Source organism: Nocardioides xinjiangensis (genome assembly GCF_017916455.1).
Taxonomy (GTDB): domain Bacteria; phylum Actinomycetota; class Actinomycetes; order Propionibacteriales; family Nocardioidaceae; genus Nocardioides; species Nocardioides xinjiangensis.
Map to the genome: position 1 here is coordinate 1 of NZ_JAFMSY010000003.1, position 24,573 is coordinate 24,573.

Genomic DNA, 24,573 nt, shown 5'->3' on the forward strand with positions numbered 1-24,573 from the left:
CGTCCGGACGCACCGTCACCACCGACCCACCCCACCGACGACCCCAACCGCCCCGCTGAGCCCGACACCCACCCGGTGATCGGGCCACCAGCACGCCCGGACCTGCCGACGAGCGCGGTCCTGTCGCTCAGCGGGGGTGGGTGAAGGTGACCGGCTTGCCGGCCGCTCGGGCGTACGCGATCTCCCTTCGCGTCGACTCTCCGACATATCCGCCCGGGTTCACGACCAGGACCCGATCCGCCAGGTCGATCTTGCGCAGGTGCAGGTCGTCCAGGACGAGCTTCTGCTCCGGTGTGGGTGGCTCGTCCGCTTCGCTGGGAGCGACGACGATGACCCCGGCGAGGGTCGGCTCCCGGTTCACCGCGCGCATCTCGGTCGAGAACTTCGCCGACCCGCAGATGCAGACGACGTCAGGACGATCGGTCACCACGCGACCCTAGCGACGCACCCGTCCGCCGGGATGCGCGCGGACCTGCCGGGTGTGCGCATCTCCCTGATATCGGGAGCCGTGACGTGCCCGCGTCGTGAGGAAGGAGGGGTTGCCTGGTCCTCGCGATAGGAGCGGTAGGCCGTCCGGACGAACCCCAGCACGGCGACCGTGAGTGCAGAGGACGTCAGGGCTCCGAGAGCGACCGTCCACATGCTCCTGTCCGTGATGGCGAGTGACAGCGCTGCAGCGGTGCCGGCGGCAACCGCGCCGACCCAGAACAACCAGTCGCGCCACCAGTCGTCGTCGATCCAGAAGTTCCTGCTCATGCAGGAACACTGCCCGGCCCTGGCGATGGCACCACAGCCTTCGGTACCTGCTCAACAGCTCGGCTTGCCCGGGCGAGCGGCCGGGACCGCAGGGCGTCGCTCGGGCCCAGGCGGTGCGCGAGGTGCTGCTGGCCTCGGTCCAGCGCTTGGAACCGGCACCTCGACCGACCCTGCGTGGGAAACGATGCGCGCATGGGGCTGTTCGCACGTCGCTCATCCGAGCCCGAAGACCTCCGCGACCGTGACTACGTGCTCACCGGCTGCCCCCTGGTCACGCAGGACAGCCGGGTCGTGCTCGTCGACGCCACCGTGCGTCTGAGCGTGCGCCGGCCGGCCGAGGACCGGGACCTCGTGCTCGGATACGACTCGGCGGAGGAAGCCGCCATCCACGCGGTCTGCGTCGTGGTGCTGCGCCTGATGGCTGCCGGTGTGCCGTCCGACGAGCTCCTGGTCGGGCGTTCGCGCGTCGCCGAGGCGCTCGAGCAGGGGCTCGCGCTCGCCCCGGTCGCTGTCGGGCTCGAGGCACGCGTGCTGAGCGTCGAGGTCCGTTCCCGAGAGCCCGGCCTCGTGGGCTTCCGGCACGAGTTCCGCATCGCCCGCTCCTGAGCGACGTCCTCGCCGGCCGCGTCCTCGCCGCCCCGGCGGGGCACCGCCTCCCGGACCCCGCTCGTGCACGACCCGCCGCGAAGGGGCCGGCAGGGTCCATACTGACCGACATGGAGGGTGGGGCCGGGCGCGAGACGTCTGTGTCCCGCGCGGACGCGACCGACGGACACCATGCTGCCGCCTCACGCGACCAGCTGTTGTTCGCGGCCATGCACACCTCGCCGGACGCCTTCGTCGTCCTCGACCACGAGGACCGGGTCGAGTGGTGGAACCGCGCGGCGGAGCGGCTCTTCGGATGGTCGGTGGAGGAGGCGGTCGGGCAGCTCCTCACCGACCTGGTGGTGCCGGAGCCGTACAAGGCGGCCCACGACGAGGGGCTCCGGCGCCGCGCGGCCGGTGGCCGTCCGCGGCTGGGAGCCGACCCGGTGCAGGTCGAGGCGGTGTGCCGCGACGGCCGCCACATCCTCGTCGAGCTGAGCGTCGGCGAGCTGGAGTGGGACGGTGGTCGCCGGTTCCACGCCTTCATCCGTGACGTGACCGACCGGGAGTCGGCTCGGACGGCGCTCGAGCTCAGCGAGAACCGCTTCCGGATGGCGTTCGAGAACGCGCCGGTCGGCATGCTCCTGACCGAGGTCGGGGACGCCGACTTCGGACGCGTGATCTCGGCGAACCCGGCGGCTGTGAAGATGCTCGGCTACTCGCAGGAGGAGCTGTGCTCCATGTCGTGCAGCGAGATCACGCACCCGGACGACGCGCGCCGCGACGCCCGGCTGGTTCCTCGGCTCCTCAGCGGTGCAGTCGACAAGCTGCAGTACGAGAAGCGCTTCATCGGTCGCGACGGCCGACACGTCTGGGTGGCGTTCAGCGCGACCGTCGTGCGCGAGGTCGACGGCTCGCCGATCCACAGCATCCACCAGCTCGTGGACGTCACGCAGCGACGCTCGGCCGCCCAGGAGCTCGTCCGGCTCAACCGTGAGCTGCGCCGGGCCAACGAGGAGCTGGCCGCGGCGAACGCCGAGCTCGACGGCTTCAGCGCGGCTGTCGCCCACGACCTGCAGAACCCGCTGACGGCGATCGCGATGCACGCCGACCTGCTGGCGGAGTCGGAGGGGGAGCGTGCCACGGCGCTTCGTGCCGCCGCGGCGATCGCCCGCGCCGCACGGCGGATGAACTCGCTGATCGAGGGCCTGCTGGCGTACTCGCGCGCCGAGGGCGCCGCGCTGCGCCGCGAGGAGGTGGACCTCGACGCCCTGGTGGACGACGTCGCGAACGAGCTGGCCGTGCTGTCCGACCGCCCTGTCCGCGTCACCCGCGACGACCTGCCGTCGCTGCACGTGGAGGCCATCCTCTTCCGCCAGGTGGTGTCCAACGTCATCGGCAACGGCCTCAAGTACGTGGCGCCGGGAGTGGTGCCCCACGTGCACGTCAGCGCCGAGAAGGACCCCGCGACGCACGCGTGGACGCTGCGCTTCGCCGACAACGGGATCGGCGTCGCGCCCGAGTCGAGGGAGCGGGTCTTCGAGGCGTTCCACCGCGAGGCGACGGCGTACCCCGGCAACGGGATAGGACTGGCGACCTGCCGACGGATCGTCGAACGGCACGGAGGCAGGATCTGGATCGAGGGCGGGACGGCGGGCGGGACCGTCGTGTCCGTCCGGCTCCCCGTCGACGGGGACGCATGAGCCCGTCGCCGGCTCCTCGCCGAGGTGCTGAGCGCCGGCGGCCGGCCTGCGTCAGTCCGGCCGGCCGTGACGGGCGACGTGCTCGGCCGCGACCTCGCGGAGCTTGACGTTGGTGTGCTGCGACTGCGTGGCCAGCACGGCGAACGCCTGCTGCGCGTCGAGGCCGCGCCGGGCCATGAGCAACCCGACCGCCTGGCCGATCACGCGTTGGGACTGCATCGCCGTACGGAAGTTCTCGAGGTCCGAGCTGGCCTGCATCCACGCGGCGTGCAGGTCCTGGGACCGGGCGTAGAGGTCGCTGTCCGCCTCGTCGAGCGACGGCACGACCTCGAGCTGGCGCCCTGACCGGACCTGCATCCACTCCGTCACGTCGGTGACGCGGTGGAGCAGCAGCGCGACCTCGCCGTCCTCGTCGAGGACCGGCACGTTCACCGGGCTCCACCACCGCTCGACGAAGTCGCCGGTCGTGGGGTCGAGCAGGTCGTACTTCTGCACGGGCATGGGATCGGGCGCCTTCGTCGCCAGGACGCGCTCGAGCGAGGCCCGGAGGTTGCGCACCCCCGTCGCGGCCGGGTCGCCCGGGTTGTCCGGGAACACCTCGAAGACCGGCCGGCCGACGATGTCCTCGCGCCGCGTGCCCGTCACCGCCTCGCGCGCCCGGTTCATCCCGACGATCACGAGGTCGGGCGTCAGGACCAGGTACGGCGTCGGCGTCGCGTCGAACACCGCGCCGTAGTCCACCGCGGGCTTGCTCATCCGACCTCCCCGTCGTCGAGCCGCGATCCTAGGTTTTCCGCACACCGGCCCGCCAGACGGGCCGCCACCGGCGGACGGCGACCAGCCGCGGGCTCACCGCCGCCCCACCGACTGCGTCAGCCGCAGGGCGCGGTTGGGGATGGCCCTGGTGAGCAGCCGGATCGCCTTGTACTGGGCCCCCGGCACGGAGTAGGCCCGCCGCTTCGCGAAGTCCTCGAGCGAGGTGCGGACCAGGAAGTCGGCGTCGAGCCACATGAAGCCGTCGCCGCGCCGGACCTGCATCCGCTCGTGGAACTCGGTCTTCGTGAAGCCCGGGCACAGCGCCATGACGGTGACGCCGCGCGACGCGTACTCCAGGTGCGCCCACTCGCTGAAGCTGTTGACCCACGCCTTGGCGGCGGAGTACGTGCCGCGGGGGAGGAAGGCGGCGACGCTCGAGACGTTGATGATGCCCCCGTGGCCGCGCTCGGCCATCGCGCCGAGGGCGGCGTGGCTGAGCCGGAGCACGGCGGTGACCAGCACCTCGAGCATCGCCGTCTCCTCGTCCGCGGTGTTGTCGAGGAAGCGCTTCCTGAGCCCGAAGCCGGCGTTGTTGACGAGCAGATCGACCGGGCGGTCGCGGTCCGCGAGCCGAGCCTCCACCCGAGCCAGCTGGGAGCGGTCGGTGAGGTCGGCCACCAACACCTCGACGTCGACCCGGTGGGCGCGGCGCAGCTCCTCGGCGACCTCCTCGAGCCGTGCGGAGTCGCGTGCGACGAGGACGAGGTCGTCGCCGCGGGCGGCGAGCTGGACGGCGTACTCGTGGCCGATGCCGGCGGTCGCGCCGGTGATGAGGGAGGTCGTCATGGGCCCGAGCATTTCAGGAGGTCCGGATGGACCGCGACCCCGTCCGGCACAATGGCCGACGATGAGCACCCACAGCACCGCAGCGGCCCCGGTGACGCTGGCCGTCGCGAACCAGAAGGGCGGCGTCGCCAAGACGACGTCCGTGGCGTCCATCGGTGCTGCGCTCGCCGAGCTCGGACACCGCGTGCTCCTGGTGGACCTCGACCCGCAGGCGTGCCTGACCTTCTCCCTCGGCGTCGACCCCGAGGACGTGGAGACCTCCGTGCACCACGTCCTGACCCGGGGTGTCGACCCCGCCGAGGTCGTCATCGCGACCGAGGACGGGGTGGACCTGCTGCCGGCCACCATCGAGCTCGCCCGCGCCGAGGCCGACCTGCTCACCCGCACCGGTCGGGAGCACGTCGTCGCGGGCGTGCTCGAGCAGCTCGCCGAGGACCGGGGGGACGAGGCGTACGACTGGGTGCTGCTCGACTGCCCGCCCTCGCTCGGCGTCCTGACGGTCGCGGCGCTCACGGCGGCCGACGGGGTGCTCGTGCCGCTGCAGTGCGAAACGCTGTCGCACCGCGGCGTCGGCCAGCTGCTCGACACCGTCCACGACGTGCGCCGCTTCACCAACCGCGGCCTGGAGGTGTGGGGCGTGCTCCCGACGCTCTACGACGGCCGCACCACCCATGCCCGCACCGTGCTGGAGACGATCAGCGACACCTACGACCTCGAGGTCGTCGAGCCGCCGATCCCCAAGACGATCAAGTTCGCCGAGGCGCCGGCGGCCGGGCGGTCGATCCTCGCGACGAGCCGCACCAGCAAGGGCGCCGCTGCCTATCGCGAGGTGGCGCGCGCCCTGGTCGAGCGGGCCTCGCGCCCGAAGGCGAGGCCCGCCCGCTCCAGGCGGTGACCGGAGGTCAGGCCTTCGGGGCCTCGACCGACTGGCCGCCGCGGGTACGGCGACGGCTGCGGTTGCGACGACGCGGCGCGTCACCAGACTCCGCGGAGCCGGAGTCGGAGCGACCCGAGTCCGAGCGACCCGAGTCCGAGCGACCCGAGTCCGAGCGACCGGAACCCGAGCGGCGCTCGCGCGGAGCGCGGTCCTTGGCCTCCCGCTTCGGGGCCGGGGCGGGGTCGACGACGCGGCCCTTGGTGCCGGCCGGGATGCCCTGGTCGTGGAAGAGGTGCTCGGAGGTCGAGTAGGTCTCCTGCGGCTCGTCGAACGGCAGGTCGAGCGCCTTGTTGATGAGCTTCCAGCGGTGCAGGTCGGCCCAGTCGACGAAGGTGATCGCCGTGCCGGAGGCACCCGCCCGGCCGGTGCGGCCGATGCGGTGGACGTAGGTCTTGTCGTCCTCGGGGCAGGTGTAGTTGATGACGTGCGAGACGCCGCGCACGTCGATGCCGCGGGCCGCGACGTCGGTGCACACCAGGACCTGGATCTTGTCCTCGCGGAACCTCGCCAGCGCCTTCTCGCGCGCCACCTGCGCCATGTCGCCGTGGAGCGGGGACGCCTTGAAGCCACGCTCCTGGAGGTCCTCGGCGACCCGCTGCGCCTGGCGCTTGGTGCGGGTGAAGACGATCATCTTGTCGGCGTCCTCGGCCTGGAGGACGCGCCCGATGATCTCCGGCTTGTCGAGGTCGTGGGCCTGGTAGATGAACTGCGCGGTGGCCGGGACGGTGGCGTTCTCGTAGGAGGACTCCGCGCGGATGTTCATCGGGTGGCGCATGTGGGTGCGGGCGAGCGCCACGATGGCCGCCGGCATGGTGGCCGAGAACAGCATCGTCTGGCGGGTCTCGGGCGTCTTCGACAGCAGCGTGATGACGTCGGGGAGGAAGCCCAGGTCGAGCATCTCGTCGGCCTCGTCGAGGACGAGCGCGTGGACGTGGGACAGGTCGAGGGCCCGGCGGTTGGCCAGGTCGATGAGCCGGCCGGGGGTGCCGACGACGATGTCGACGCCGCTCTCGAGCGCCTCGAGCTGCGGCTCGTAGCCGACACCGCCGTAGACGGTGAGGACCCGGAGGCCCAGGTCCTTGCTCGCGAGGTGCAGGTCGTTGGAGACCTGCAGCGCCAGCTCGCGCGTCGGCGCGACGATCAGGGCCTGCGGCTTGCCCTGCGGCAGGTCGGCGTACGCCGGGTCGCTGGGGGCGACCGAGCGCTGCAGGACGGGGATGCCGAAGGCCAGCGTCTTGCCGGTGCCGGTGCGGGCCTGGCCGATCAGGTCGGTGCCGAGGAGCGCGACCGAGAGGGTCATCTCCTGGATGGCGAAGGGGGTGGTGATGCCGGCGCGCTCGAGCGCGTCGCAGATCTCGGGCAGCACGCCCATGTCACGGAAGGTGGTCACGAAGGTCGCTTTCGGAAGAGTCGGGTGTCCCACGCGTATGCGGTCGACCCACTCGAAAGCTCCCGGGAGGGGATGACGACCGCGCACATACAGGCGGCCACCGGCGGAAGGACGGCGGCTCGGTCCCGGTCATGCTATCGCTAGGCTGCGACCATGACGGAATCGCCCGACGAGGACTACCGCCGCGCAGCAGTCGACCTCCTCGGCGCGATCGCCTACGGCGAGCTCTCCGCCTTCGAGCGGCTCGTCGAGGACGCCAAGCTGGCGCCCGGCATCGACGACAAGATCGCGATCGGCGCGATGGCCACCGCGGAGTTCGGGCACCTGCAGAAGCTCGTCGAGCGGCTCGAGCAGCTCGGCGCCGACCCGGCCGAGGCGATGCAGGGCTTCCGGTCGAGCTTCGACGGCTTCCACGCCCACACCGCCCCCTCGGACTTCTACGAGGGACTCGTCAAGGCGTACGTCGGTGACGGGCTGGCCGCGGACTTCTACCGCGAGATCGCCGCCTACCTCGACCCCGAGACCCGCGAGGTCATCATCAGCTCGCTGGAGGACTCCGGGCAGACCGCGTTCATCGTCGAGCGCGTGCGCGCCGGCATCGCCGAGGACCACCGGCTCGGCGGTCGCCTGGCGCTGTGGGGGCGCCGCCTGATGGGCGAGGCGCTCACGCAGGCGCAGCGCGTGGCCGGCGACCGCGACTCCCTCACGGCGCTGCTGGCCGGGGGAGTGGATCGCCCCGGGCTCGACCTGGCGGCGCTGGGGCGGATGTTCGCCCGGCTCACCGAGCTGCACGCGGCGCGGATGGCCGAGCTCGGTCTCGACGCCTGAGCCCGCCGGGGCTCAGGCCGCGCGGTCGCGGCGCCCGGTGACGGTCGCGGCCACCACGACCAGGCCGGCGGCCGCCCCCACCTGCCAGGCGTGCCGCCACCAGTCCAGCCCGCGGTTGGTGTCGTGCATGTCGCCGCCGCGGTAGCCGTCGGCCGCGCCGAAGAGCGCCCAGTAGAGGTAGTTGCCCACGACGGCGCCGAGGATCCCGCACACGACCGTGAGCCACAGGGGGATGTTGTCGCGCGACCCGGGTGCGACCGCCTTGCCGAGGAAGCCGATGACCAGACCGAGAAGGATCGTGACGATCGCGGTCCAGATCAGACCCACGGACGGCCCTCGCTCAGCGGAAGCCCACGGTGCTGGCGGTCGGGGACCCCAGCTCGACGTACGCGATCTTCGCGGCCGGCACGACGACCGCCCTGCCCTTGGTGTCGCGCAGGTGCAGCACGCCGTCGGTGGCGAGGGCCTCACCCAGCCGCTTCTCGATGTCCTCGGGCGTGCTGTCGGTGTCGAGCACCAGCTCGCGCTGGGCGTGCTGCACGCCGATCTTGACCTCCACGGTGATGCTCCTCAGCTGTCGGGGTTGTCGTTCGCCGGTCCGTCGTGGCGTACCGGTCGGTCCGGTCCGTCTCGATGATGACGGGTCGGTGGTCGTGCCAGGGGTCGTGCCTGGGTCGGGTCAGTGGTCGTCGGTCATCGGGTAGCCGCGGATGCCGCGCCAGGCCAGACCGGCGATGAGGGCCGCCGCGTCGTCCTGCGAGATCCCGCCACCGCCCGCGAGCCAGAACCGCGCGGACACCTGCGCCATTCCCACGAGCGACACGGCGAGCAGCTCGGAGGCCTCGTCGGGCAGGCCGGTGTCGGTGCGGATGACGTCGGCGATCATCGACGCGCACTCGGTCGTGACTCGGTCGACGCGCTCGCGCACGTCGGGCTCGCTGGTCAGGTCGGACTCGAAGACCAGCCGGAACGCGCCCTCCTCGGAGGCGACGTAGCTGTAGAACACCTTCATCGTCGCCGCGACGCGGTCCTTGTTGTCGGTGGTGGAGGCGAGGGCCTCGCGGCAGTTGTCGATGATCATGTCGCAGGAGGAGTCGAGCAGCGCGAGGTAGAGGTCGAGCTTGCCGGGGAAGTGCTGGTAGAGCACCGGCTTGGAGACCCCGGCGCGGTCGGCGATGTCGTCCATCGCGGCGGCGTGGTAGCCCTGGGCCACGAAGACCTCGAGAGCCGACTCGAGCAGCTGCGCGCGGCGCTCGCGCCGCGGCATCCGGCCGCCGCGGGGTCGCGCGAACGCCCCGTCGGAGGAGGGTTCGGTGGTGCCTGCGGTCACGTGGTGCTCCTGGGGCCGTGGTGCTGCTGCGGGGGAGGCGGGCCGGTGCTGCCGGGTGCTGGTGGCGAGCCTATCGGCAGCCCGACGTGCGAGGAGGGACCCCGGTGCCCGGAGCCCCTCCCCGCCGGTCAGCCGTCGGTCGGTCGGCGGCTCAGTAGGTCACGTCCACGAGCATGGCGCGCGTGGTGGCGTCCACGCTCCTCACGGTGGCCTTCACGCCCTCGCCGGCGACCCGCACCGAGTTCTGCGGGTTGTTCGCGGCGTCGTAGTAGGCCGAGACCAGCGTGTCGTCGAAGGTGGCCTGCTGCGGCACGCCGCCCGAGCACGTCTCGAGCGTGCTGTCGACGGCGATCTGCTTGTGGAGGCAGGTCCGGTCGATCACGTCGAGGCCGAAGGTGGCGTCGAACGGCTCACGCCGGTTGGTCGGGCTGGTGCCGTCGCTGTAGGTGAACGAGTTCGGCGTGGCGTCGACCGGGAGGGCGTAGCCGGAGCCCGGGTGCACCGAGGTGTTGTTGTCGGCCGTGGTCGGGTCCACCAGCCACACCAGCATGCCGTCCTGGAACGTGAAGAACTCCACCCAGTTGGGTCGGGTGACCGCCTCGGAGAAGTTGTACGGGCCCTCGGCCAGGGTCGCGTCGTAGCCGACGTACTGCCGGTTCTCGATGAGGTAGTAGCGGTTGTCCGACACCGTCTCCGTGCCCGTCGAGCGCTTCCAGCCCTTGACCGTCCAGCCGGGTGCCTCGGTCTCGGCGTCGTCGGTGAACGTGGTCCGGTCCGCCTTGATCGTGATGTTGTCGAGGAACGCGCCGGCTCCGTTCACGCCGCCGTCCGTGGCGTAGCGGAAGCGGAACTTGGTGACCTGGCCGGCCGCCTTGTAGCTGAAGCGGAGGCCGCCCCAGCGGGTCTTGGCGCCGGTGAGCGCGCGCCCGGCCGTGGTCCAGGTGTCGCCGCCGTCGACGGAGTACTGGGCGTAGAGGAAGTCGTAGCCCTGCTCGATGTCGTACCAGGCGTCGGCGGTGACGGTGACCGTGTCGGCCGCCGGGACGTCGCGGGTCAGCGTGTTGCGCAGCTCGTCGCCGCGACCTGACCACCAGGCCCGCTCACCGCCGGGAATGTCGACCTGGGCCTGCGTGGTCGTCGCCGCCGGCAGGTTCACCTTGACGGCCTGGTAGGCGCCCTCGACCTGCTTCTCGGACGGGCTCAGGGTGATGCTCCGCGTGCCGGCGCCCTTGTCGACCTCGGTGTACTTCAGCCAGCCGAGGAAGAGCTTCTCCGCGGGGCCGAAGCTGCCCGGGTGCGTGCCGATGCCCTCGTCGGGGCCGCCGTGGCCGAGCCAGGACCCGGACGACATGGTGGTCCAGAAGGACGAGCCGTTGTCGCCGCCGTTGGTGTCGTAGAAGTCGGGCAGCCCGAGGTCGTGGCCGTACTCGTGGGCGAAGACGCCCAGTCCGCCGTTCTCCGGCTCGACGGTGTAGTCGCCGATGAAGTAGTCGGTGTCGCCGATGCGCGCTCCGCCGTTGAGGTTGGGCTTGCCGTCCACGGACGGGCCCTCGGACCCGGCGGTGGTGGGGTAGGCGTACCAGCGGTGCGACCAGATCGCGTCGGGGTCGGCGCCGGCCTCCTCGCCCTCGCCGGCGTGCACGGCCTGGAAGTGGTCGATGTAGCCGTCGGCCTCGTCGAAGACGCCGTCCTCGTCGAAGTCGTAGCGGTCCCACACGTCGAACTGGGACAGGTAGGCGTTGAGCTCCGCGGTGGACCTGCCCGAGGAGGTCGCCCAGGCGTCCGCGGTGTCGTCGATGAACGCCCACGAGCCGCCGTCGTCCTCGACGGCGTTGTCGCCGTAGGTGGAGGCGTTGCCCGGGACGGTGACCCAGTCCTCCGTGGTCACGTCGACGGTGTAGGCGCCGTTGGACTGGGCCGAGTAGAAGTTGGCCATCGACTCGCCGGGGCCGTTGAACAGGTCGTCGTAGTAGGCCTTGTCGTAGGACGGCTCCCAGGTCGTCGAGTTGTCCTGGGTGCGGTCGGGGCGCGGGATGGCGTCGTGCACCGGGCCGGGGGTGAGGCCGAGCTTCTTGGAGCCCTGGGTGCCGAACTCGGACAGGATCGTCCAGATGCGGTCCGTGCCGGTCTCCCCGAGCTCCACGAACTCGCCCTCGGCGACCTCGACCACCTGGGTGCCGTCAGGCGTCGTGCGGGCCCGGGCCGACCCGTTCTCGACCATCGCGCGGGCCTTGGCCTTGAGCCGCGCCTGCCTCCTGATCTGCGGCGACGTCCGGTTGTCGGGCTTGGACCTGACCTTCTCCGAGGACGCCGGGGCGTCGCTGGAGGAGGAAGCCACGGCAGGCGACAGGGCGGTCAGGCCCAGGGCCAGCGTGGCGGTTCCGGCGAGGACGCCGGTTGCCAGCTTGTTCACGTTGGTGCTCCACGAGATACGGCAGTGCCTGCACCCCCCAGGGCCACCGGACCGTCCGGCTCTTGGGCACCACAGCGGGCTACTCCACTCCACGCCGGCGGGGTTTGGCAAGGAGATCTTCGGCCGGGACACGCCCAGGGCCGCAGATGCTGCGGCGCCGGTGGGTGCCGCGACGTCCGGATGGCGGGACTCGTCGGGGTGCCGCCAGGAGCGGGGCGACCATGGCAGGGAACAGAGCCGGCGTCGCGCCGGTTGTGCCTGTTCCCCGAGTCGAGGAGAAGTCGTGTCGTTCCCTGCACTTGTCGAGCCGGCAGCCGAGCTCAGCACCGACGAGGTGCGCCGCTACAGCCGCCACCTGATCATCCCGGACGTCGGCATGGCCGGGCAGAAGCGGCTGAAGAACGCCAAGGTGCTCGTGATCGGCGCCGGCGGGCTCGGCTCCCCGGCGCTGCTCTACCTCGCCGCGGCGGGCGTCGGCACGCTCGGCATCGCCGAGTTCGACGAGGTCGACGAGTCGAACCTGCAGCGCCAGATCATCCACGGCATGTCGGACCTCGGCCGACCCAAGGCGGAGTCGGCCAAGGAGTCGATCGCGGAGGTCAACCCCTACGTCGAGGTCGTCGTGCACAACGAGCGGCTCGACAACGACAACGTGATGCGGGTCTTCGAGGGCTACGACCTCATCGTCGACGGCACCGACAACTTCGCCACCCGCTACATGGTCAACGACGCCGCCTACTTCCTCGGGATCCCCTACGTGTGGGGCTCGATCTACCGCTTCGACGGCCAGGCGTCGGTCTTCGCGCCGACGCTGGCGGACGACGCTCCGTGCTACCGCTGCCTCTACCCCGAGCCCCCGCCGCCGGGCATGGTCCCCAGCTGCGCCGAGGGCGGGGTGCTGGGCGTGCTGTGCGCGAGCATCGGCTCGATCCAGGTCAACGAGGCGATCAAGCTGCTGACCGGCATCGGCGACCCGGCCGTCGGCAAGCTCGTCATCTACGACGCCCTCGAGCTGGAGTGGCGCAAGCTCAAGGTGCGCAAGGACCCGAGCTGCGCCCTGTGCGGCGAGAACCCCACCGTCACCGGCCTCATCGACTACGACGCCTTCTGCGGCGCGGTGTCCGACGAGGCGGCGGAGGCCGCGGCCGGCTCGACGATCTCGGTCACCCAGCTCGAGGCGATGCTCAAGGAGCGCGAGGAGGGCACCCGGGACTTCGAGCTCATCGACGTCCGGGAGCCCAACGAGTACGAGATCAACCGGATCCCGGGCGCGAAGCTGATCCCCAAGGGCGAGTTCCTCAACGGCAACGCGCTCGTTGACCTGCCCAGCGACAAGCCGATCGTGCTGCACTGCAAGTCGGGCGTCCGCTCGGCCGAGGTCCTCGCGATCGTCAAGGGCGCGGGGTACGCCGACGCGGTGCACGTGGGCGGCGGCGTCGTGGCCTGGGTCAGCCAGGTCGACCCCAGCCAGCCGGCGTACTGACCGACGTCCCCGCGCCACTCGCACGGGCGACCGGCGTCACCTAGGGTCGCGCCATGCGTGCGTGGGGCGACCGGACACCACCGGCGGCACGGGCCGTCGTCGCCGTGACCGGCACGTGCCTGCTGATGGTGCTCGTCGCCTGGGCGACCCTGCTCGGCCCCGACCAGGTGTTCACCGGCCCCGGGCCGCGCCCGGCCACGGCCACGACCACCGCGAGCTGCATCCCGCCCCCGGTGGGCACCGACGACGGCACCGCCGTCCCCGCGCCCGAGGACCCTGCCGGGCGCGAGGCCTGCGACGTGCCCGCCGGGTCCGCGGACGGGACGCAGGAGGTCGTCGAGCGGCCGCCCCCGCTGTGGGTGCAGGTCCTCGCCTGGCTCCTCCTCGCGGCGCTCGTGGCCGGCGTCGCGGCGCTCGTGCTGTGGCTCCTCGCCACGGTGCTGCGCGAGGTCCGGGTGCGTCGCGCGCGCACGGAGGAGCGCTCGGCGGTGGGCTTCGCCGTGCTCGACGAGCCGGTCCGGGTCGCCGAGCAGGTGGCCGCGGACGCCGCCGAGCAGGACGCCGTGCTGGGCGACGGGGACCCGCGCAACGCGATCGTCGCCGCGTGGCACCGCTTCGAGGTCCAGGGCGAGCGGGCGGGCGTGGCGAGACGGCCGTCCGAGACCTCCTCGGAGTACGCCGTGCGGATCCTCGACATCGCCGACGCCGACACCGGCTCGGTGAGCCGGCTCGCGCAGCTCTACCGCGAGGCCCGGTTCTCCGACCACCCGGTGACGGAGGCGCACCGCGCGGAGGCGCTGGCCGCCCTCGCCGTCCTGAGGAACAGCCTCGGGGTGGACGCATGAGCCGGCTCCCCGCGCTGTGGCGGGGTCGCGCGGCGGGCGGCGCGGTCCTCGCCGGGATCGGCTACGCCGTCACGGCCTGGCTCGACATGGAGCCCCGGCTCCTGCCGTACGTCGTCTGGTCGGTCGTCGTGCTGGCGACGGCGTACCTGGTCATCGACACCGTCGACGTGCCCGCCGCCGAGTGGCAGCAGGGACCGCCGGCTCCGTCGGACCGGGTGGACGAGGCGACGCCCGACCTCCGCGTGCTCTCGAGCCACCAGCAGGCCGACCACCCCTCCGACGCCCTGGCCCACCGGCTCGTGGCGCTCGCGCGGGCCCGCGACCCCGGGCTGGGCGACGCCGTGCAGCGGGAGCTGGCCGGCACGCACCGGCTGGCGCCGCCCGACATCGACCGCATCCTGACCCGAATCGAGGACGTCCGTGACCCAAGCTGACCGCCCCGGCCCAGCCCCCGACCGGCTGTCGGCGCCCGCCGCGCCCGAGCAGGTCGCGGCCTTCGCCGAGCGCGTGCTCGACGAGGTGGGGCGCGCCGTCGTGGGCAAGCGCGAGGTGCTGGCGCTCGTGCTGGCCGGCATCCTGGCGAAGGGGCACGTGCTGCTCGAGGACTTCCCCGGCCTGGGCAAGACGCTCGCGGCCCGCTCGTTCGCCGGCGCCCTCGGCCTGGAGTTCTCCCGCGCGCAGTTCACCCCCGACCTCCTGCCGGCCGACCTCACCGGCTCCTACGTCTACGACCAGCGCCGCGCCGAGTTCGACTTCCGGCCGGGCCCCGTGTTCGCCGGCCTGCTGCTCGCCGACGAGATCAACCGGACCCCTCCCAAGACGCAGGCCGCGCTGCTCGAGGCGATGCAGGAGGGGCAGGTCACCGTGGAGGGGCAGACGCACCCGCTGCCGAGCCCGTTCCACGTCCTGGCCACGGCCAACCCGGTGGAGTACGAGGGCACGTACCCGCTGCCGGAGGCGCAGCTCGACCGCTTCCTGCTGAGGGTCGGCTTCGGCTACCCGACCGCACGGGAGGAGCACGACGTGCTCCGCCGGCGGCTGGACCGCCGGCGCGAGGAGGTCGACATCGCGCAGGTCACCGACGCGGCCGGCCTCACGGCCGCCCAGGCCGCCGTCGAGGAGGTGGTCGTCGACGAGTCGGTGGCGCGCTACTGCGTGGACCTCGTCGCCGCGACCCGGGCGCACCCCGACGTCCTGACCGGGGCCTCGCCGCGCGGCAGCCTCGGCCTGGTGCTCACCGCGCGGGCGTGGGCGGCGATCCGGGGCCGCGACTTCGTCGTGCCCGAGGACGTCAAGGTCGTCGCCCGCGCCGTGCTCGCGCACCGGATCACGATCAAGCCGGACCTCTGGATGACCCAGGCCTCGGGCACGCGCGTGGTCGACGCGGTGCTGTCCGGCGTGGCGACGCCGCGGACCCTCGAGTCCCCGGGCGCCGGAGGGGGCGCGCAGCGGTGACCTCGTGGCGGCCCACCCCGGCGCTGGTCCGGTCGTGCCTGCTCGCGCTCGGTGGTGTGAGCGGCGGGATCGTGCTCGGCCAGGAGGTGCTGGTGGTGCTGGCCGCGCCGTTCGTGGTCCTCGCCGCGATGGGGCTCGCCGGCCGGCCGCGCCGGTCGCCGCGGCTCGTCGCCCGCCTCGACCACCACCGCCTCCACGAGGGGCAGGGCACGACGTCGCGCCTGGAGGTCGACGACCTCGCCGGTGTCGAGCACGTCACCCGGGTCGCCGCCCGGGCGGTGCACGTCGCCACCTCGCCGACGTACGGCACGGTGGGCTCGCTCGTCGACGAGGGGCTGCCGGGCGTGGCCTTCAGCCCGCGCCGGTGGGGCCGGCGCGCGGTGGGTGCCGAGCGGGTGGCGCTCACCAGCGCGTGGGCGGGCTGGCGCTTCGGGCCGGTGCCGCTGCCGGAGAACAGCCTCGTGGTGCTGCCCCAGACCGCGCCGTACGACACCCGGGCGGAGGTGCCGCAGCCCGACGGCCTCGTCGGACGGCACCGCTCGCGGCGGCTCGGCAGCGGCACCGAGCTCGAGGGCATCCGGCCCTTCGCGCCCGGCGACCGCCTCAAGCGGATCACCTGGCCGGTCTCGCTGCGCACGGGCGAGCTGCACGTCGTGACGACGCGCGCCGAGCAGGACGCCGGGGTGTGGCTGGTCGTCGACGGGCTGCGCGACATCGGCGTCTCGGGCGGGATCGACGGTCACGCCAGCACCCTCGACCTCACCGTGCGGGCAGCGGCGGCGCTCGCCGAGCACCACGTCCGGACCGGCGACCGGGTCGGGCTCCTCGTGGTCGCCGCCAACGGCGCACGGGTGCCGCTCGGGTCCGGCCCCCGGCACCTGCAGCGGCTCCAGGGCACCCTCGCCCGGGTGCGCACGGAGGCGCGCAGCACCCCTCCCGAGCGGCTCGACCTGGGCGCGGGAGCGGGCAGCGTGGTGCACGTGCTGTCGCCGATGCTGTTCACGCCGCTCGTGACCGCGACGGCCGGCCTGCAGCGCAGCGGGGCGTCGGTCGTGGTGGTCGACACGCTCGGCGACGCGCTCACCGCTCCCGACGGCGCCGACCGGCTCGCCCTCCCCAGCCTCGCGGCGCGGATGCAGAGGATCGAGCGCGACGACCGGCTGCGACGCCTGGCCGCCCTCGGCACACCCGTGGTGCCGTGGCGGGGGCCGGGCACGCTCGACACGGTGCTGCACCAGCTGGCGCGCCGTGCACAGGTGCCGAAGGTGCGTGCCTGATGCGCGTCCTGCGGCCCGGCGTCACCGCGACGGTCGTCGCCCTCCGGGCGCTGCTCCTCGTGCTGCCGTGCGCCGCGCTGGCGCTGGCGCTGCCGGAGGTCCCGCACGGGACGGTCCTCGCCGGGGTGGTGGTCTCGGCCGCGGCATGGGCGTGGCTGCCCGACCACGCCGTCGGCGTCGTGCCGCTCGCGATCGTCGCCGGCTGGTGGGCCGCGCACGGGGTGGTCGACTGGCGGGTGCTGGTCGTGGGGGCGCTGCTGGTCGCCGCGCACGTGGCGGCCACGGTGGTCTCCTACGGCCCGGCGACGCTCCCGGTCGACCGCCGCCTGGCCCGGCGCTGGTCGGCCCGCGGACTGCTGGCGCTCGTGCCGCTGCCCGTGACGTGGCTCGCGGTCCGCGGCCTCGACCCGGGGGCCGCGCCGTCGTGGCTGTGGCTGGCGGCCGCGGCCACGACCGTCGCGATGCTGCTCCTCACCGCCCGCCTGGTGCGGCCCGGGCCCGCGTGACGACCGCCGAGGAGCGCGAGCTCTACGTCGAGCTCGTGCTGCAGTGCGCCGAGTTGGTCCCGCGCGGGCGGGTGACGACGTACGGCGCCATCGCCGACGTGGTGGGCGAGCGGCTCGGCCGCGGCGGTCCGCGCCTGGTCGGCACCGTGATGGCCACGCACGGCGCCGCGGTCGCGTGGTGGCGAGTGGTGCGCGCCGACGGGTCGCTGCCGCCCTCGCACGACGCCGAGGCGCGCCAGGCCTACCTCGAGGAGGGGACGCCGCTGCGTCCGGGCGGGTCCGTGGACATGGCGCGTGCCTTCTGGCAGCCGCGCCTCGGGGCACAATGACGCCATGCTCTACTCGGTGCTCCACAGCGTCGTCCCTCCGTTGGCGCGCGCGGTGTGGCGGCCGACCATCGAGGGCCTGCACCACGTGCCGCCCACCGGCCCGGTGATCGTGGCGAGCAACCACCTGTCGTTCGTCGACAGCGTGGTGATCCCCTGCGTGGTGCCGCGCAAGGTCGTCTTCCTGGCCAAGTCGGACTACTTCACCGGCACGGGGCTCAAGGGCGCCGCGCAGCGGGCCTGGTTCGAGGGGCTGGGCATGCTGCCCGTCGACCGCGACGACAGCAGGGCCGCCCTCGCCAGCCTCGACACCGCGCTGGAGGTGCTCGGACGCGGGGAGGCGTTCGGGATCTACCCGGAGGGCACCCGCTCGCGGGACGGGCGGCTCTACCGCGGCCGCACCGGGGTGGCCCACCTGGCGCTGACCGCCGGCTGCCCCGTCGTCCCGGTCGGGCTGCGGGGCACCGAGGACATCCAGCCGGTCGGGTCCAGCCGGCCGCGGCTGGCCGAGGTGAGCGTGCGCTTCGGCGAGCCGATCCGGGTCGCGGGCGAGTACGACGGCGTCCCGTCGGGGCGCGCGCGCCGCGAGCTCACCGACCGGATCATGACCGCGATCGCCGAGCTGTCCGGCCAGGAGCTCGCCGGCGTCTACAACGAGCGCCCCGCGGACGCCTGAGCCGCCCTGGCGGCGAGGGCGGCGAGCGCCTGCGGGAAGATCTCGGCCGGCGGGGTGACCAGGCCGGCACCGACCTGGCCCACGCCGGCGACGCGGCCGGCCATGCCGGTGTTGATCTGCGGCAGGATGCCCGTCCGGCACACCCTGGTCACGTCGATGCCCGTCGGCGTGCCCTGGAACTCCAGGACCGGCACCGACCACCGCGGGTTCTCGGCGAGCGTGATCTCGTGCATCCTCCGGGTCGTGGCCAGCGCGTCGGGCACCGTGCCGCCGACCAGCCGCACGATGGCCGGGGCGGTCGCCATCGCGAACCCGCCGATGCCCGCGGTCTCGGTGATCGCCGAGTCGCCGATGTCGGCGTTCGCGTCGTCGGGCCCGTAGTCGCCGAGGAAGAGGCCCTCGGCGACCTGCGCCGGGCCGGTGAACCACTCGTCGCCGGTGCCCGAGACCTGGATGCCGAAGTCGGTGCCGTTGCGAGCCATGGCCACGACCATGGTGGAGCCGGGGACGTCGCGGCCGGCGTCGAGCGCCAGCTTGCAGGCCGGCATCGCGAGGTTGAGGAAGAAGTGGTCGTTGCCACCGACGAAGCGCAGCGCCGCGGCGACGTCGGCGGCGTCGAACCCGGCGCCCACCATGGCGGGGGAGAGGTCGCGCAGCAGCATGAGCGTGCCGGCACGGTTGCGGTTGTGCGCCTCGTCGCCCATCTGCAGCATCTGGGTGAGGATGCCCGTGACGTCGGTGGCCTCCTCCGTCCCGCGCACCGCCGCCTGCAGCAGCGGGCCGAGCACGTCGCCCATCCAGCGCAGGCGGTCGAGCACCTCGGGGCCGTACGCGCCGTAGCGCAGCACCTTGCCGAGCCCCTCGTTGAGCGAGCAGTACGTCCGGCGCCCGGTGGCGCGGTCCTCGAGGACCCACATCCACATGGACGGCGTGACGACGCCGGCCATCGGGCCGACGGCGCTGCGGTGGTGGCAGGGCTCCAGGCTCACGTCGCGCCCGGACTCGAAGAGCGCGACCGCGTCCTCGGGGTCGTCGACGAGCCCCTCCAGCGCCGCGCCGCCCATCAGGGCGCCGCGCAGGGGACCGGAGGCGCGCTCCCAGTCGATCGGCGGGCCGGCGTGCAGGAACTGACCGCGCTCCAGGCCGAGGACCTCGGCCGCCGGCGCGACGTCGACGAGGTGGGCGGTGACCCCGAGCATCGCCGCGACGGCCCTCCGGTTGGCCTCGGGGCGGCGCGGGTCGGTCGCGACGGTCGCGAGGTGCGCCTCCGTGCCGGGCATCGGCGGGCGCCAGTCGACGCGCTGGACGTCGACGGCCTGCCCGGCCACGGCGTCGGCGAGCATGTCGGCGCCGCAGGCGACGACCGTGGGGGTGGAGGCGCCGCGGGTGACCCCGGTGGGGCCCGAGGTGCCGGGGGCGACCCCGGTGGCTGCGCTGGTCATCGGGCGTCTCCGATCAGCTGGAGGGCGCGACGGGTGGCCGCCGCGTTGGAGAGGTGGACCTCCGCCCCGGCCGTCACCAGGGCGTCCCGCTGCTGCGCGAGCCCCTGCGGGTCGAGGTCGGTGCCGACGAGGCTCGCGACCACCGGGACCGGGCGGTCGCGGCGCGCCTGCCGGATGGCGGGGGCGAGGAGGGCGGCCGGGTCGGGTTCGGCCCCGTGGCCGAGCACGAGGTCGAGCAGCAGCACGCCGGTGCCGGGGTCTGCGGCGGCCCGCGCGAGCTGCTCGTGGCGCAGCGTGGGATCGATCATCGGGTGGGCGCGCCCCTGCGTGAGCGCGTCGTCGCCGAAGTCCACGAACGTGTGGGTGTCGGCGAGCAGGTCGTCGCCCAGGGCCAGGTCGTCGGTGAGCGGGATGTTGCTGCGCACCGGGCCCAGCGCCTCGGTCGCCAGCAGCATCGACTCGTCGCACAGCGTGCCGCCGACGAACAGCCCCCGCAGCAGCGGCCCCGTCGCGGGACCGCTGTTGTCGGCGCCGTGCACCGGCCACGGTGGGGCGTCGTGGCCGAGCCGTGCGAGCACCGCCTCCGCGACGGCGGTCAGGTCCCGCTGCCCGGGGCCGAGCAGCCCGAGCTCGACGGGCGTCGCGAGCCCGTCGGCGTACGACGTCAGCGCGTCGGCCACCTCGGCGGCGGGCGGCTTCGAGACCACCACGACGAGGTCGACGTCCGCGTCGGCGTCGAGGCGGCGCAGCGCCTCGCGCGTGGCCAGCCCCCCGACCGCGGCCGACAGGTCGCGGCCACCGACGCCGATCGCGTGGCGCACGCCCACGCCGTCGTGCCCCTGGGCGGCCAGCCGCTCCCCGGCGTGGTGCAGCAGCGCGAGCAGCTGCTGGCACCCGGTGCCCGACGCCGCCACGATCCCGATCCGGCCGGGGCGCACCGTGTTGGCGAAGCCGAGCCCGACGCCGTCGATGACCGCGGTGCCGCAGTCGGGGCCCATGACGAGCGCCCCGCGCGCGGCGGCGTACGTCTTGAGCGCGACCTCCTCCGCGAGGGGCACGTTGTCGCTGAAGACCATCACGTCGTGCCCCGCCTCGAGAGCGTCCATCGCCTCGACGCTCGCGCTGGCTCCGGGCACCGAGACGAGGGCGACGGCGCCGCCCGCGACGGCACGCAGGGCCGACGCGGTGGTGCGTGGCGGCGCGACCGTGGCGCGGCCCGAGTCGGGCCGGGCGGGGGCGAGCGCGGCGTCGACCGCCGCCAGGACCGCCGCGAGGTCGGCGTCGTCGTCGAGCCGGAGTGCGACGACCATGTCGTTGGGCGAGGACTCCGGGACGTCGAATCCCATGCCCTCGAGCACCTCGAGGTTGAGCCCGGTGGCCATGGCGACCTGCGCGGCGACCACGCCGGGCGTGGCCTGGACCGACCGGCTGACCTGCAGCAGGGTCACCGAGTCGGCGTAGGCGCCGCTGCGGAGCTCGACGTGGTCCTTCATGCAGCCCTCCTGGGGGTCGTGCGGCGGGGCAGGGAGGCGATGGCCAGCTCGGCGCCGGCGAGCAGGCCGGCGCCCGAGGTGGCGCCGACGGCCAGCAGCGCGCCGGCGCTGGCGTCGGTGGGGGCGGCCAGCCAGTCCGCGAGCTGCGGCAGCGACTCGCCGCGGATCGCGCAGTCGAGCAGCGTGGCGGACAGCAGCGTCGTGGCGCCCAGGCGCTGGCGCACGGCCGCGGCCAGCACCTCGTCCGGTGCCCCGGCGGCGGTGCGGGCGGCGAGCCAGCCCGCCAGCACGTCGTCGCCGAGCGGCGTGAGTCCCGGTCCGCGGCCGAGCAGCCGGTCGAGGTGGCCGGGCGTGAGCCGGCCGTCGGCGGGCAGGTCGTACGCCGCGGCGAGCGCGGTCGTCGCGCCGGACGCCGGTCGGGCGGTGGGTCCCGCGCCCGACCGGGGACGGGCCGCGCGGGGGTCGACGAGCCGGGTGACGCGTGCCTCGCGACCGCCGACGACGAGGGTCCCGCGCCGCACCCGGACCACCGGGTCGAGGTCCGTCAGGTCGGGCAGCGTCGACCAGAGCGCGCACGGGACCCGGCTCGCGGTGGCTGAGACCAGGCCGAGGCACCAGCCGTCGAGGTCGACGTAGACGGCGGTCGGGCTCGCGTGCACGACGCGCCGGGGGCCGTCGTCCGCCGCGGCGAGCCGCGTCCGCACGCGGACCGGGGCCGCCACCGCGATGACCGGCTCGTCCGGCACGGTCGGGCTGGAGGTCACCTGCCAGACGCTATCGGCCCGTGCGACACTCGCGAATGTGACTTCCTGACAAGCGAGGGGCAGAAGTGGGCCAAGACTTGATAAGCGATCCGGAGGCCGTCGCGGCGCTGGAGCGCGCGGACGCGCTGCACACCGCGCTGACGCACATCGTGCTCGAGGGCGGCGACCTCGCCGCGATCGCGGAGGCCGTGGGAGCCGCCCTGGGCTGCGGGGTGGTGTTCACCTCGACCGACGGCCGGGAGCGGGCAGCGCACCTCGACGAGGCCCAGCGGGAGGCGCTCGCGCGCGCCGGGCTGCTCGACCCGAGCGGCCGGGTGCGCGTCGAGCGGATCGACCCCGACGGCACCGCGGTGGGACCGGGGGAGGCGGTGGTGCGCCGCGTGGTGGCCGCCGGCGTCGACCTGGCACGCCTGGTCGCGCTGCGTCCCGACGGCCGGGTGCACTCCTCCGACGTGCACGCGCTCGAGCGGGCCGCCATCGTGGCGGCGCTGCTCGTGACGCGCGTCGAGGCGATCACCGCCGTGGAGAACAAGTACCGCGGCGACTTCCTGCGCGACGTGTTCCTCGGCCGGGCGGGGGAGGAGGAGGACGTCGCCGAGCACGCGCAGGCCTTCGGCTGGCACCTCGACCGGCCGGTGGTGGTCGTGGTCGCCGTGCTCGACCCCGACGCCATCGCCGAGCTCGGGCCGGACCCGGAGGACCGGCGCGCGTGGCAGGACCGGTTCGCCCACGCGTGGCGGCAGGTCGCGGCGGCCGCCGACGACAGCATCGCCTCGGTGGCGTTCAGCCGCGAGGTCGTGACCCTCGTCCCGGTCGACCCCGGGGCACCGGCCGCCGTCGGCCACGCCGCGGTCGACCGCATCGTCGATGGTGTGCGCGGTGACCGCGGCGGCGGCAGGATCGCGTTCTCCGCCGGGGTCAGCCGGGTGGCGCACGGGCTCGCGGACCTGCCCGAGGCGTTCCGCCAGGCGCAGCGAGCCGTCGAGATCGGCCGCCGCGTGCACGGGGGCGGGTCGGTGACCCGCTTCGACCAGCTCGGCCTGCACCGGCTGCTCGCCCTCGTGCCGGACAGCGCCGAGCTGACGGCGTTCGCCTCCGACGTGCTGGGTCCGCTCGCCGACCGCACCGCCGAGGCGGCCGACCTGCGCCAGACCCTGCAGGTGCTCCTCGACACCAACTTCAACGTGGCGGAGGCGGCGCGCGCCCAGTTCTTCCACTACAACACGATGCGCTACCGCGTCGGCAAGCTGCAGCGCATCCTCGGCCCCGTCGCGACCGACCCGCACCTGCGCCTCGACGTCGCCGTGGCGCTGCGGGCGCTGGAGATCGTGGGCTGAGCGGGCTCGACCCTGCCGCAGCGGCAAGGCTCACCGGGTCGGCCGGTCCTCAGGCGGAGACGGGGCGTGAGCGGAGGCGCACCGACAGGCAGGTGACGCACCCCTCCATCTTCTCGAACTCGGAGATGTCGACGGTGACGACGTCCAGGCCCCTGCTCCGGAACAGCGCGGCCGACCGCGGTGCGGAGGCGGCCATGAGCACCGTCGTGCCGTCGAGGAGGACGACGTGGGCGCCGGACTCCTCCGGCACCTCGAGGAAGTGTCCGGCCCACACGTCCGGGTCGTCCACCAGCGGGCGGTGGCCCACGACCGTCCCGTCCGGCAGCGCGGTCACCGCGGTCTTGAGGTGGAGCACCGTGCGCACCGGGACGCCCACGACCTCGGCGCCGAGCGGCGCAAGGAGGGCGCGGAGCTGGGCGACGCCGTCGGCGTTGGTGCGCCCGCCCGTCCCGACCCACACGCGGCCCGCGAACTTCAACACGTCCCCGCCGTCGAGCGTGCCCGGTGCCTCGATGTGCGCGATGCGGTAGCCGTGCGCGGCGACCGCCGCCTCGGCGGCGACGGTCTCCCCGCGCCGCTCCGGCACGCCGGGGCGGCTGATGACGGCCAGGTCGCCGTAGACGACCATCGTGTCCTCCACGAACACCGAGTCGGGGAGCTCGTCGGCGGGCTCGACCTCGTCGGTGGTCCATCCGGCGCGGTGGAACGCCTCGACGTACGACTCCCACTGGCGCACGGCCAGGTCGGGGTCGACGTCGTCGCTGCGCTCGATGTGGGTGACCAGCCCCTCGCCCATGCGAGGCGACGGGCGGCGGACGAGGGCGTGGCGGTACTCCATGCCGCGAGCCTAGGGCGGGCCCCGGGGCCGCACGTCCCTGCCGGTCCGTCGTGGACCGGCCCCCGTCGTGCGCCCCCGGGCGCGGCTGCGTGGCTGAGCACCCGGCCGGTCAGGCCTGGGCGGAGGCCTCCGTGGTCTCCTGCTCGGCCTCGCACGTGGCGAGTCGCTCCTGGGCCTTGGCGAGGCGCTGCTGCTGTGCGCGCTCGGTCGCCTTGGTCTCGTCACGGTCCTGCTTCGCGGCGGCCAGCGCTCGACGGGCGGCAGCCCTCTCGCGGCCGGCCTCGGCCTGCGCGACGGCCTTCTTGGCCTTCGCGACCCGGGCTTCCTGGCGCGCGAAGACGGCGGTGACCCGCTCCAGGGCGCCCTCCGCCTTGTCGACCTTGGCCTGCTGCTGCGCGCAGGGGGCGGGGGCGGGTGCCTCGTCGGCGGCGGCCGGGGCGGCGGCGGCGCCGCCGAGGGCGACGGCGGCCGCGGTGGCCAGGCCGGCGAAGCGGATGGAGACAGACAGGAGATCCTCCTCGTGTCGGGGCGGTCCGTTCGCCACCCCGCCACTACAGCGACCAGCCGCCCGGATCTGTTACGTCCCG

The 24,573-nt window shown here is 74.0% G+C and carries 27 protein-coding genes; 13 read left to right on the forward strand and 14 right to left on the reverse strand.

What is annotated here, in order from left to right; genetic code table 11:
- Nucleotides 1-127 precede the first annotated feature (127 nt).
- On the reverse strand, nt 128-427 hold the full coding sequence (locus tag J3P38_RS13465; RefSeq protein WP_210504046.1) for a hypothetical protein: 300 nt from the start codon (nt 425-427) through the stop codon (nt 128-130).
- A complete protein-coding gene (locus tag J3P38_RS13470; protein ID WP_210504047.1) occupies nt 424-756 on the reverse strand; it encodes a hypothetical protein in 333 nt (110 codons plus the stop codon). Before J3P38_RS13470 ends, J3P38_RS13465 begins: the two co-directional genes overlap by 4 nt.
- Nucleotides 757-948: 192 nt before the next feature.
- Between J3P38_RS13470 and J3P38_RS13475 the strand changes: the two genes are divergently transcribed.
- Together J3P38_RS13475 and J3P38_RS13480 are read left to right on the forward strand one after the other, a co-directional pair.
- On the forward strand, nt 949-1,362 hold the full coding sequence (locus tag J3P38_RS13475) for an SPFH domain-containing protein (RefSeq protein ID WP_210504048.1): 414 nt from the start codon (nt 949-951) through the stop codon (nt 1,360-1,362).
- 110 nt (nt 1,363-1,472) lie between these two features.
- The gene (locus J3P38_RS13480) at nt 1,473-3,044 is read left to right on the forward strand and encodes a sensor histidine kinase (RefSeq protein ID WP_210504049.1); all 1,572 of its coding nucleotides are present in this window, start codon (nt 1,473-1,475) and stop codon (nt 3,042-3,044) included.
- Nucleotides 3,045-3,095: 51 nt separating this feature from the next.
- Here the strand turns inward: J3P38_RS13480 and J3P38_RS13485 are convergent, their stop codons facing one another.
- Nucleotides 3,096-3,800 (reverse strand): ANTAR domain-containing protein, encoded by a 705-nt coding sequence (locus J3P38_RS13485; RefSeq protein WP_210504050.1) that lies wholly within the window; start codon nt 3,798-3,800, stop codon nt 3,096-3,098.
- Between the two features lie 93 nt (nt 3,801-3,893).
- Entirely contained in the window at nt 3,894-4,646 is a 753-nt protein-coding gene (locus J3P38_RS13490) for an SDR family NAD(P)-dependent oxidoreductase (RefSeq protein ID WP_246856247.1), read from the reverse strand.
- Between the two features lie 61 nt (nt 4,647-4,707).
- Here J3P38_RS13490 and J3P38_RS13495 point away from each other — a divergent pair, with 61 nt between their 5' ends.
- Nucleotides 4,708-5,541, forward strand: coding sequence for a ParA family protein (locus tag J3P38_RS13495; protein ID WP_210440293.1), 834 nt, complete (start codon nt 4,708-4,710; stop codon nt 5,539-5,541).
- Between the two features lie 7 nt (nt 5,542-5,548).
- Here the strand turns inward: J3P38_RS13495 and J3P38_RS13500 are convergent, their stop codons facing one another.
- Nucleotides 5,549-6,973, reverse strand: coding sequence for a DEAD/DEAH box helicase (locus J3P38_RS13500; protein WP_374222615.1), 1,425 nt, complete (start codon nt 6,971-6,973; stop codon nt 5,549-5,551).
- 153 nt (nt 6,974-7,126) lie between these two features.
- On the opposite strand from J3P38_RS13500, the gene J3P38_RS13505 reads away from it, so the two are divergent.
- A complete protein-coding gene (locus J3P38_RS13505; RefSeq protein WP_210504052.1) occupies nt 7,127-7,801 on the forward strand; it encodes a ferritin-like fold-containing protein in 675 nt (224 codons plus the stop codon).
- 12 nt (nt 7,802-7,813) lie between these two features.
- Here J3P38_RS13505 and J3P38_RS13510 read toward each other — a convergent pair whose 3' ends face one another.
- From J3P38_RS13510 to J3P38_RS13525, 4 genes are all read right to left on the reverse strand, one after another.
- Entirely contained in the window at nt 7,814-8,128 is a 315-nt protein-coding gene (locus tag J3P38_RS13510) for a GlsB/YeaQ/YmgE family stress response membrane protein (protein ID WP_307807909.1), read from the reverse strand.
- Between the two features lie 13 nt (nt 8,129-8,141).
- Nucleotides 8,142-8,360: a DUF3107 domain-containing protein gene (locus J3P38_RS13515; RefSeq protein WP_210440295.1), complete on the reverse strand. Its 219-nt coding sequence runs from the start codon at nt 8,358-8,360 to the stop codon at nt 8,142-8,144.
- 120 nt (nt 8,361-8,480) lie between these two features.
- Nucleotides 8,481-9,068, reverse strand: coding sequence for a TetR/AcrR family transcriptional regulator (locus J3P38_RS13520; RefSeq protein WP_210440809.1), 588 nt, complete (start codon nt 9,066-9,068; stop codon nt 8,481-8,483).
- Between the two features lie 214 nt (nt 9,069-9,282).
- Nucleotides 9,283-11,544 carry an immune inhibitor A domain-containing protein gene (locus J3P38_RS13525; protein ID WP_210504053.1) on the reverse strand — a complete coding sequence of 754 codons (2,262 nt, stop codon included), beginning with the start codon at nt 11,542-11,544 and terminating at the stop codon, nt 9,283-9,285.
- Between the two features lie 283 nt (nt 11,545-11,827).
- Here J3P38_RS13525 and moeZ point away from each other — a divergent pair, with 283 nt between their 5' ends.
- Genes moeZ through J3P38_RS13560 form a run of 8 tightly spaced genes read left to right on the forward strand, consistent with a single transcriptional unit; the run spans nt 11,828 to nt 18,112 of the window.
- The gene (gene moeZ / locus J3P38_RS13530; RefSeq protein WP_210504054.1) at nt 11,828-13,027 is read left to right on the forward strand and encodes an adenylyltransferase/sulfurtransferase MoeZ; all 1,200 of its coding nucleotides are present in this window, start codon (nt 11,828-11,830) and stop codon (nt 13,025-13,027) included.
- 53 nt (nt 13,028-13,080) lie between these two features.
- Nucleotides 13,081-13,872: a DUF4129 domain-containing protein gene (locus tag J3P38_RS13535; RefSeq protein ID WP_210504055.1), complete on the forward strand. Its 792-nt coding sequence runs from the start codon at nt 13,081-13,083 to the stop codon at nt 13,870-13,872.
- Nucleotides 13,869-14,306, forward strand: coding sequence for a hypothetical protein (locus tag J3P38_RS13540; RefSeq protein WP_210504056.1), 438 nt, complete (start codon nt 13,869-13,871; stop codon nt 14,304-14,306). Before J3P38_RS13535 ends, J3P38_RS13540 begins: the two co-directional genes overlap by 4 nt.
- Complete coding sequence (locus J3P38_RS13545) at nt 14,293-15,327, forward strand: AAA family ATPase (RefSeq protein WP_307807910.1); 1,035 nt, start codon at nt 14,293-14,295, stop codon at nt 15,325-15,327. Before J3P38_RS13540 ends, J3P38_RS13545 begins: the two co-directional genes overlap by 14 nt.
- Entirely contained in the window at nt 15,324-16,604 is a 1,281-nt protein-coding gene (locus J3P38_RS13550; protein WP_210504057.1) for a DUF58 domain-containing protein, read from the forward strand. Before J3P38_RS13545 ends, J3P38_RS13550 begins: the two co-directional genes overlap by 4 nt.
- Entirely contained in the window at nt 16,604-17,110 is a 507-nt protein-coding gene (locus tag J3P38_RS17840) for a hypothetical protein (RefSeq protein ID WP_246856249.1), read from the forward strand. Before J3P38_RS13550 ends, J3P38_RS17840 begins: the two co-directional genes overlap by 1 nt.
- Nucleotides 17,107-17,439, forward strand: a complete 333-nt coding sequence (locus J3P38_RS17845) for an MGMT family protein (protein ID WP_307807912.1) — start codon at nt 17,107-17,109, stop codon at nt 17,437-17,439. Before J3P38_RS17840 ends, J3P38_RS17845 begins: the two co-directional genes overlap by 4 nt.
- A 4-nt stretch (nt 17,440-17,443) precedes the next feature.
- Nucleotides 17,444-18,112, forward strand: coding sequence for a lysophospholipid acyltransferase family protein (locus J3P38_RS13560; protein WP_210504059.1), 669 nt, complete (start codon nt 17,444-17,446; stop codon nt 18,110-18,112).
- On the opposite strand, the gene J3P38_RS13565 is transcribed toward J3P38_RS13560, so the two are convergent.
- Genes J3P38_RS13565 through J3P38_RS18435 form a run of 3 tightly spaced genes read right to left on the reverse strand, consistent with a single transcriptional unit; the run spans nt 18,085 to nt 21,811 of the window.
- On the reverse strand, nt 18,085-19,554 hold the full coding sequence (locus J3P38_RS13565; RefSeq protein ID WP_210504060.1) for a YlbE family protein: 1,470 nt from the start codon (nt 19,552-19,554) through the stop codon (nt 18,085-18,087). The two genes, J3P38_RS13560 and J3P38_RS13565, sit on opposite strands and share 28 nt — an antisense overlap.
- Nucleotides 19,551-21,047, reverse strand: a complete 1,497-nt coding sequence (locus J3P38_RS13570; protein ID WP_210504061.1) for an FdrA family protein — start codon at nt 21,045-21,047, stop codon at nt 19,551-19,553. Before J3P38_RS13570 ends, J3P38_RS13565 begins: the two co-directional genes overlap by 4 nt.
- The gene (locus J3P38_RS18435) at nt 21,044-21,811 is read right to left on the reverse strand and encodes an oxamate carbamoyltransferase subunit AllH family protein (RefSeq protein ID WP_210504062.1); all 768 of its coding nucleotides are present in this window, start codon (nt 21,809-21,811) and stop codon (nt 21,044-21,046) included. The genes J3P38_RS13570 and J3P38_RS18435 overlap by 4 nt, the downstream gene beginning before the upstream one ends.
- 77 nt (nt 21,812-21,888) lie before the next feature.
- Here J3P38_RS18435 and J3P38_RS13580 point away from each other — a divergent pair, with 77 nt between their 5' ends.
- The gene (locus J3P38_RS13580; RefSeq protein WP_210504063.1) at nt 21,889-23,148 is read left to right on the forward strand and encodes a PucR family transcriptional regulator; all 1,260 of its coding nucleotides are present in this window, start codon (nt 21,889-21,891) and stop codon (nt 23,146-23,148) included.
- 49 nt (nt 23,149-23,197) lie between these two features.
- Here the strand turns inward: J3P38_RS13580 and ddaH are convergent, their stop codons facing one another.
- A complete protein-coding gene (gene ddaH / locus J3P38_RS13585; protein ID WP_210504064.1) occupies nt 23,198-23,986 on the reverse strand; it encodes a dimethylargininase in 789 nt (262 codons plus the stop codon).
- Between the two features lie 109 nt (nt 23,987-24,095).
- Nucleotides 24,096-24,530, reverse strand: coding sequence for a hypothetical protein (locus tag J3P38_RS13590; RefSeq protein ID WP_210504065.1), 435 nt, complete (start codon nt 24,528-24,530; stop codon nt 24,096-24,098).
- Nucleotides 24,531-24,573: the final 43 nt, after the last annotated feature.

Bases quoted from the DNA above. Each gene is read 5' to 3' on its own strand.
- J3P38_RS13470 (WP_210504047.1), bottom strand. From the start codon at position 756: ATGAGCAGGAACTTCTGGATCGACGACGACTGGTGGCGCGACTGGTTG.
- J3P38_RS13475 (WP_210504048.1), top strand. From the start codon at position 949: ATGGGGCTGTTCGCACGTCGCTCATCCGAGCCCGAAGACCTCCGCGAC.
- J3P38_RS13480 (WP_210504049.1), top strand. From the start codon at position 1,473: ATGGAGGGTGGGGCCGGGCGCGAGACGTCTGTGTCCCGCGCGGACGCG.
- J3P38_RS13485 (WP_210504050.1), bottom strand. From the start codon at position 3,800: ATGAGCAAGCCCGCGGTGGACTACGGCGCGGTGTTCGACGCGACGCCG.
- J3P38_RS13490 (WP_246856247.1), bottom strand. From the start codon at position 4,646: ATGACGACCTCCCTCATCACCGGCGCGACCGCCGGCATCGGCCACGAG.
- J3P38_RS13495 (WP_210440293.1), top strand. From the start codon at position 4,708: ATGAGCACCCACAGCACCGCAGCGGCCCCGGTGACGCTGGCCGTCGCG.
- J3P38_RS13505 (WP_210504052.1), top strand. From the start codon at position 7,127: ATGACGGAATCGCCCGACGAGGACTACCGCCGCGCAGCAGTCGACCTC.
- J3P38_RS13520 (WP_210440809.1), bottom strand. From the start codon at position 9,068: ATGCCGCGGCGCGAGCGCCGCGCGCAGCTGCTCGAGTCGGCTCTCGAG.
- J3P38_RS13535 (WP_210504055.1), top strand. From the start codon at position 13,081: ATGCGTGCGTGGGGCGACCGGACACCACCGGCGGCACGGGCCGTCGTC.
- J3P38_RS13540 (WP_210504056.1), top strand. From the start codon at position 13,869: ATGAGCCGGCTCCCCGCGCTGTGGCGGGGTCGCGCGGCGGGCGGCGCG.
- J3P38_RS17840 (WP_246856249.1), top strand. From the start codon at position 16,604: ATGCGCGTCCTGCGGCCCGGCGTCACCGCGACGGTCGTCGCCCTCCGG.
- J3P38_RS13560 (WP_210504059.1), top strand. From the start codon at position 17,444: ATGCTCTACTCGGTGCTCCACAGCGTCGTCCCTCCGTTGGCGCGCGCG.
- J3P38_RS13565 (WP_210504060.1), bottom strand. From the start codon at position 19,554: ATGACCAGCGCAGCCACCGGGGTCGCCCCCGGCACCTCGGGCCCCACC.
- J3P38_RS13570 (WP_210504061.1), bottom strand. From the start codon at position 21,047: ATGAAGGACCACGTCGAGCTCCGCAGCGGCGCCTACGCCGACTCGGTG.
- ddaH (WP_210504064.1), bottom strand. From the start codon at position 23,986: ATGGAGTACCGCCACGCCCTCGTCCGCCGCCCGTCGCCTCGCATGGGC.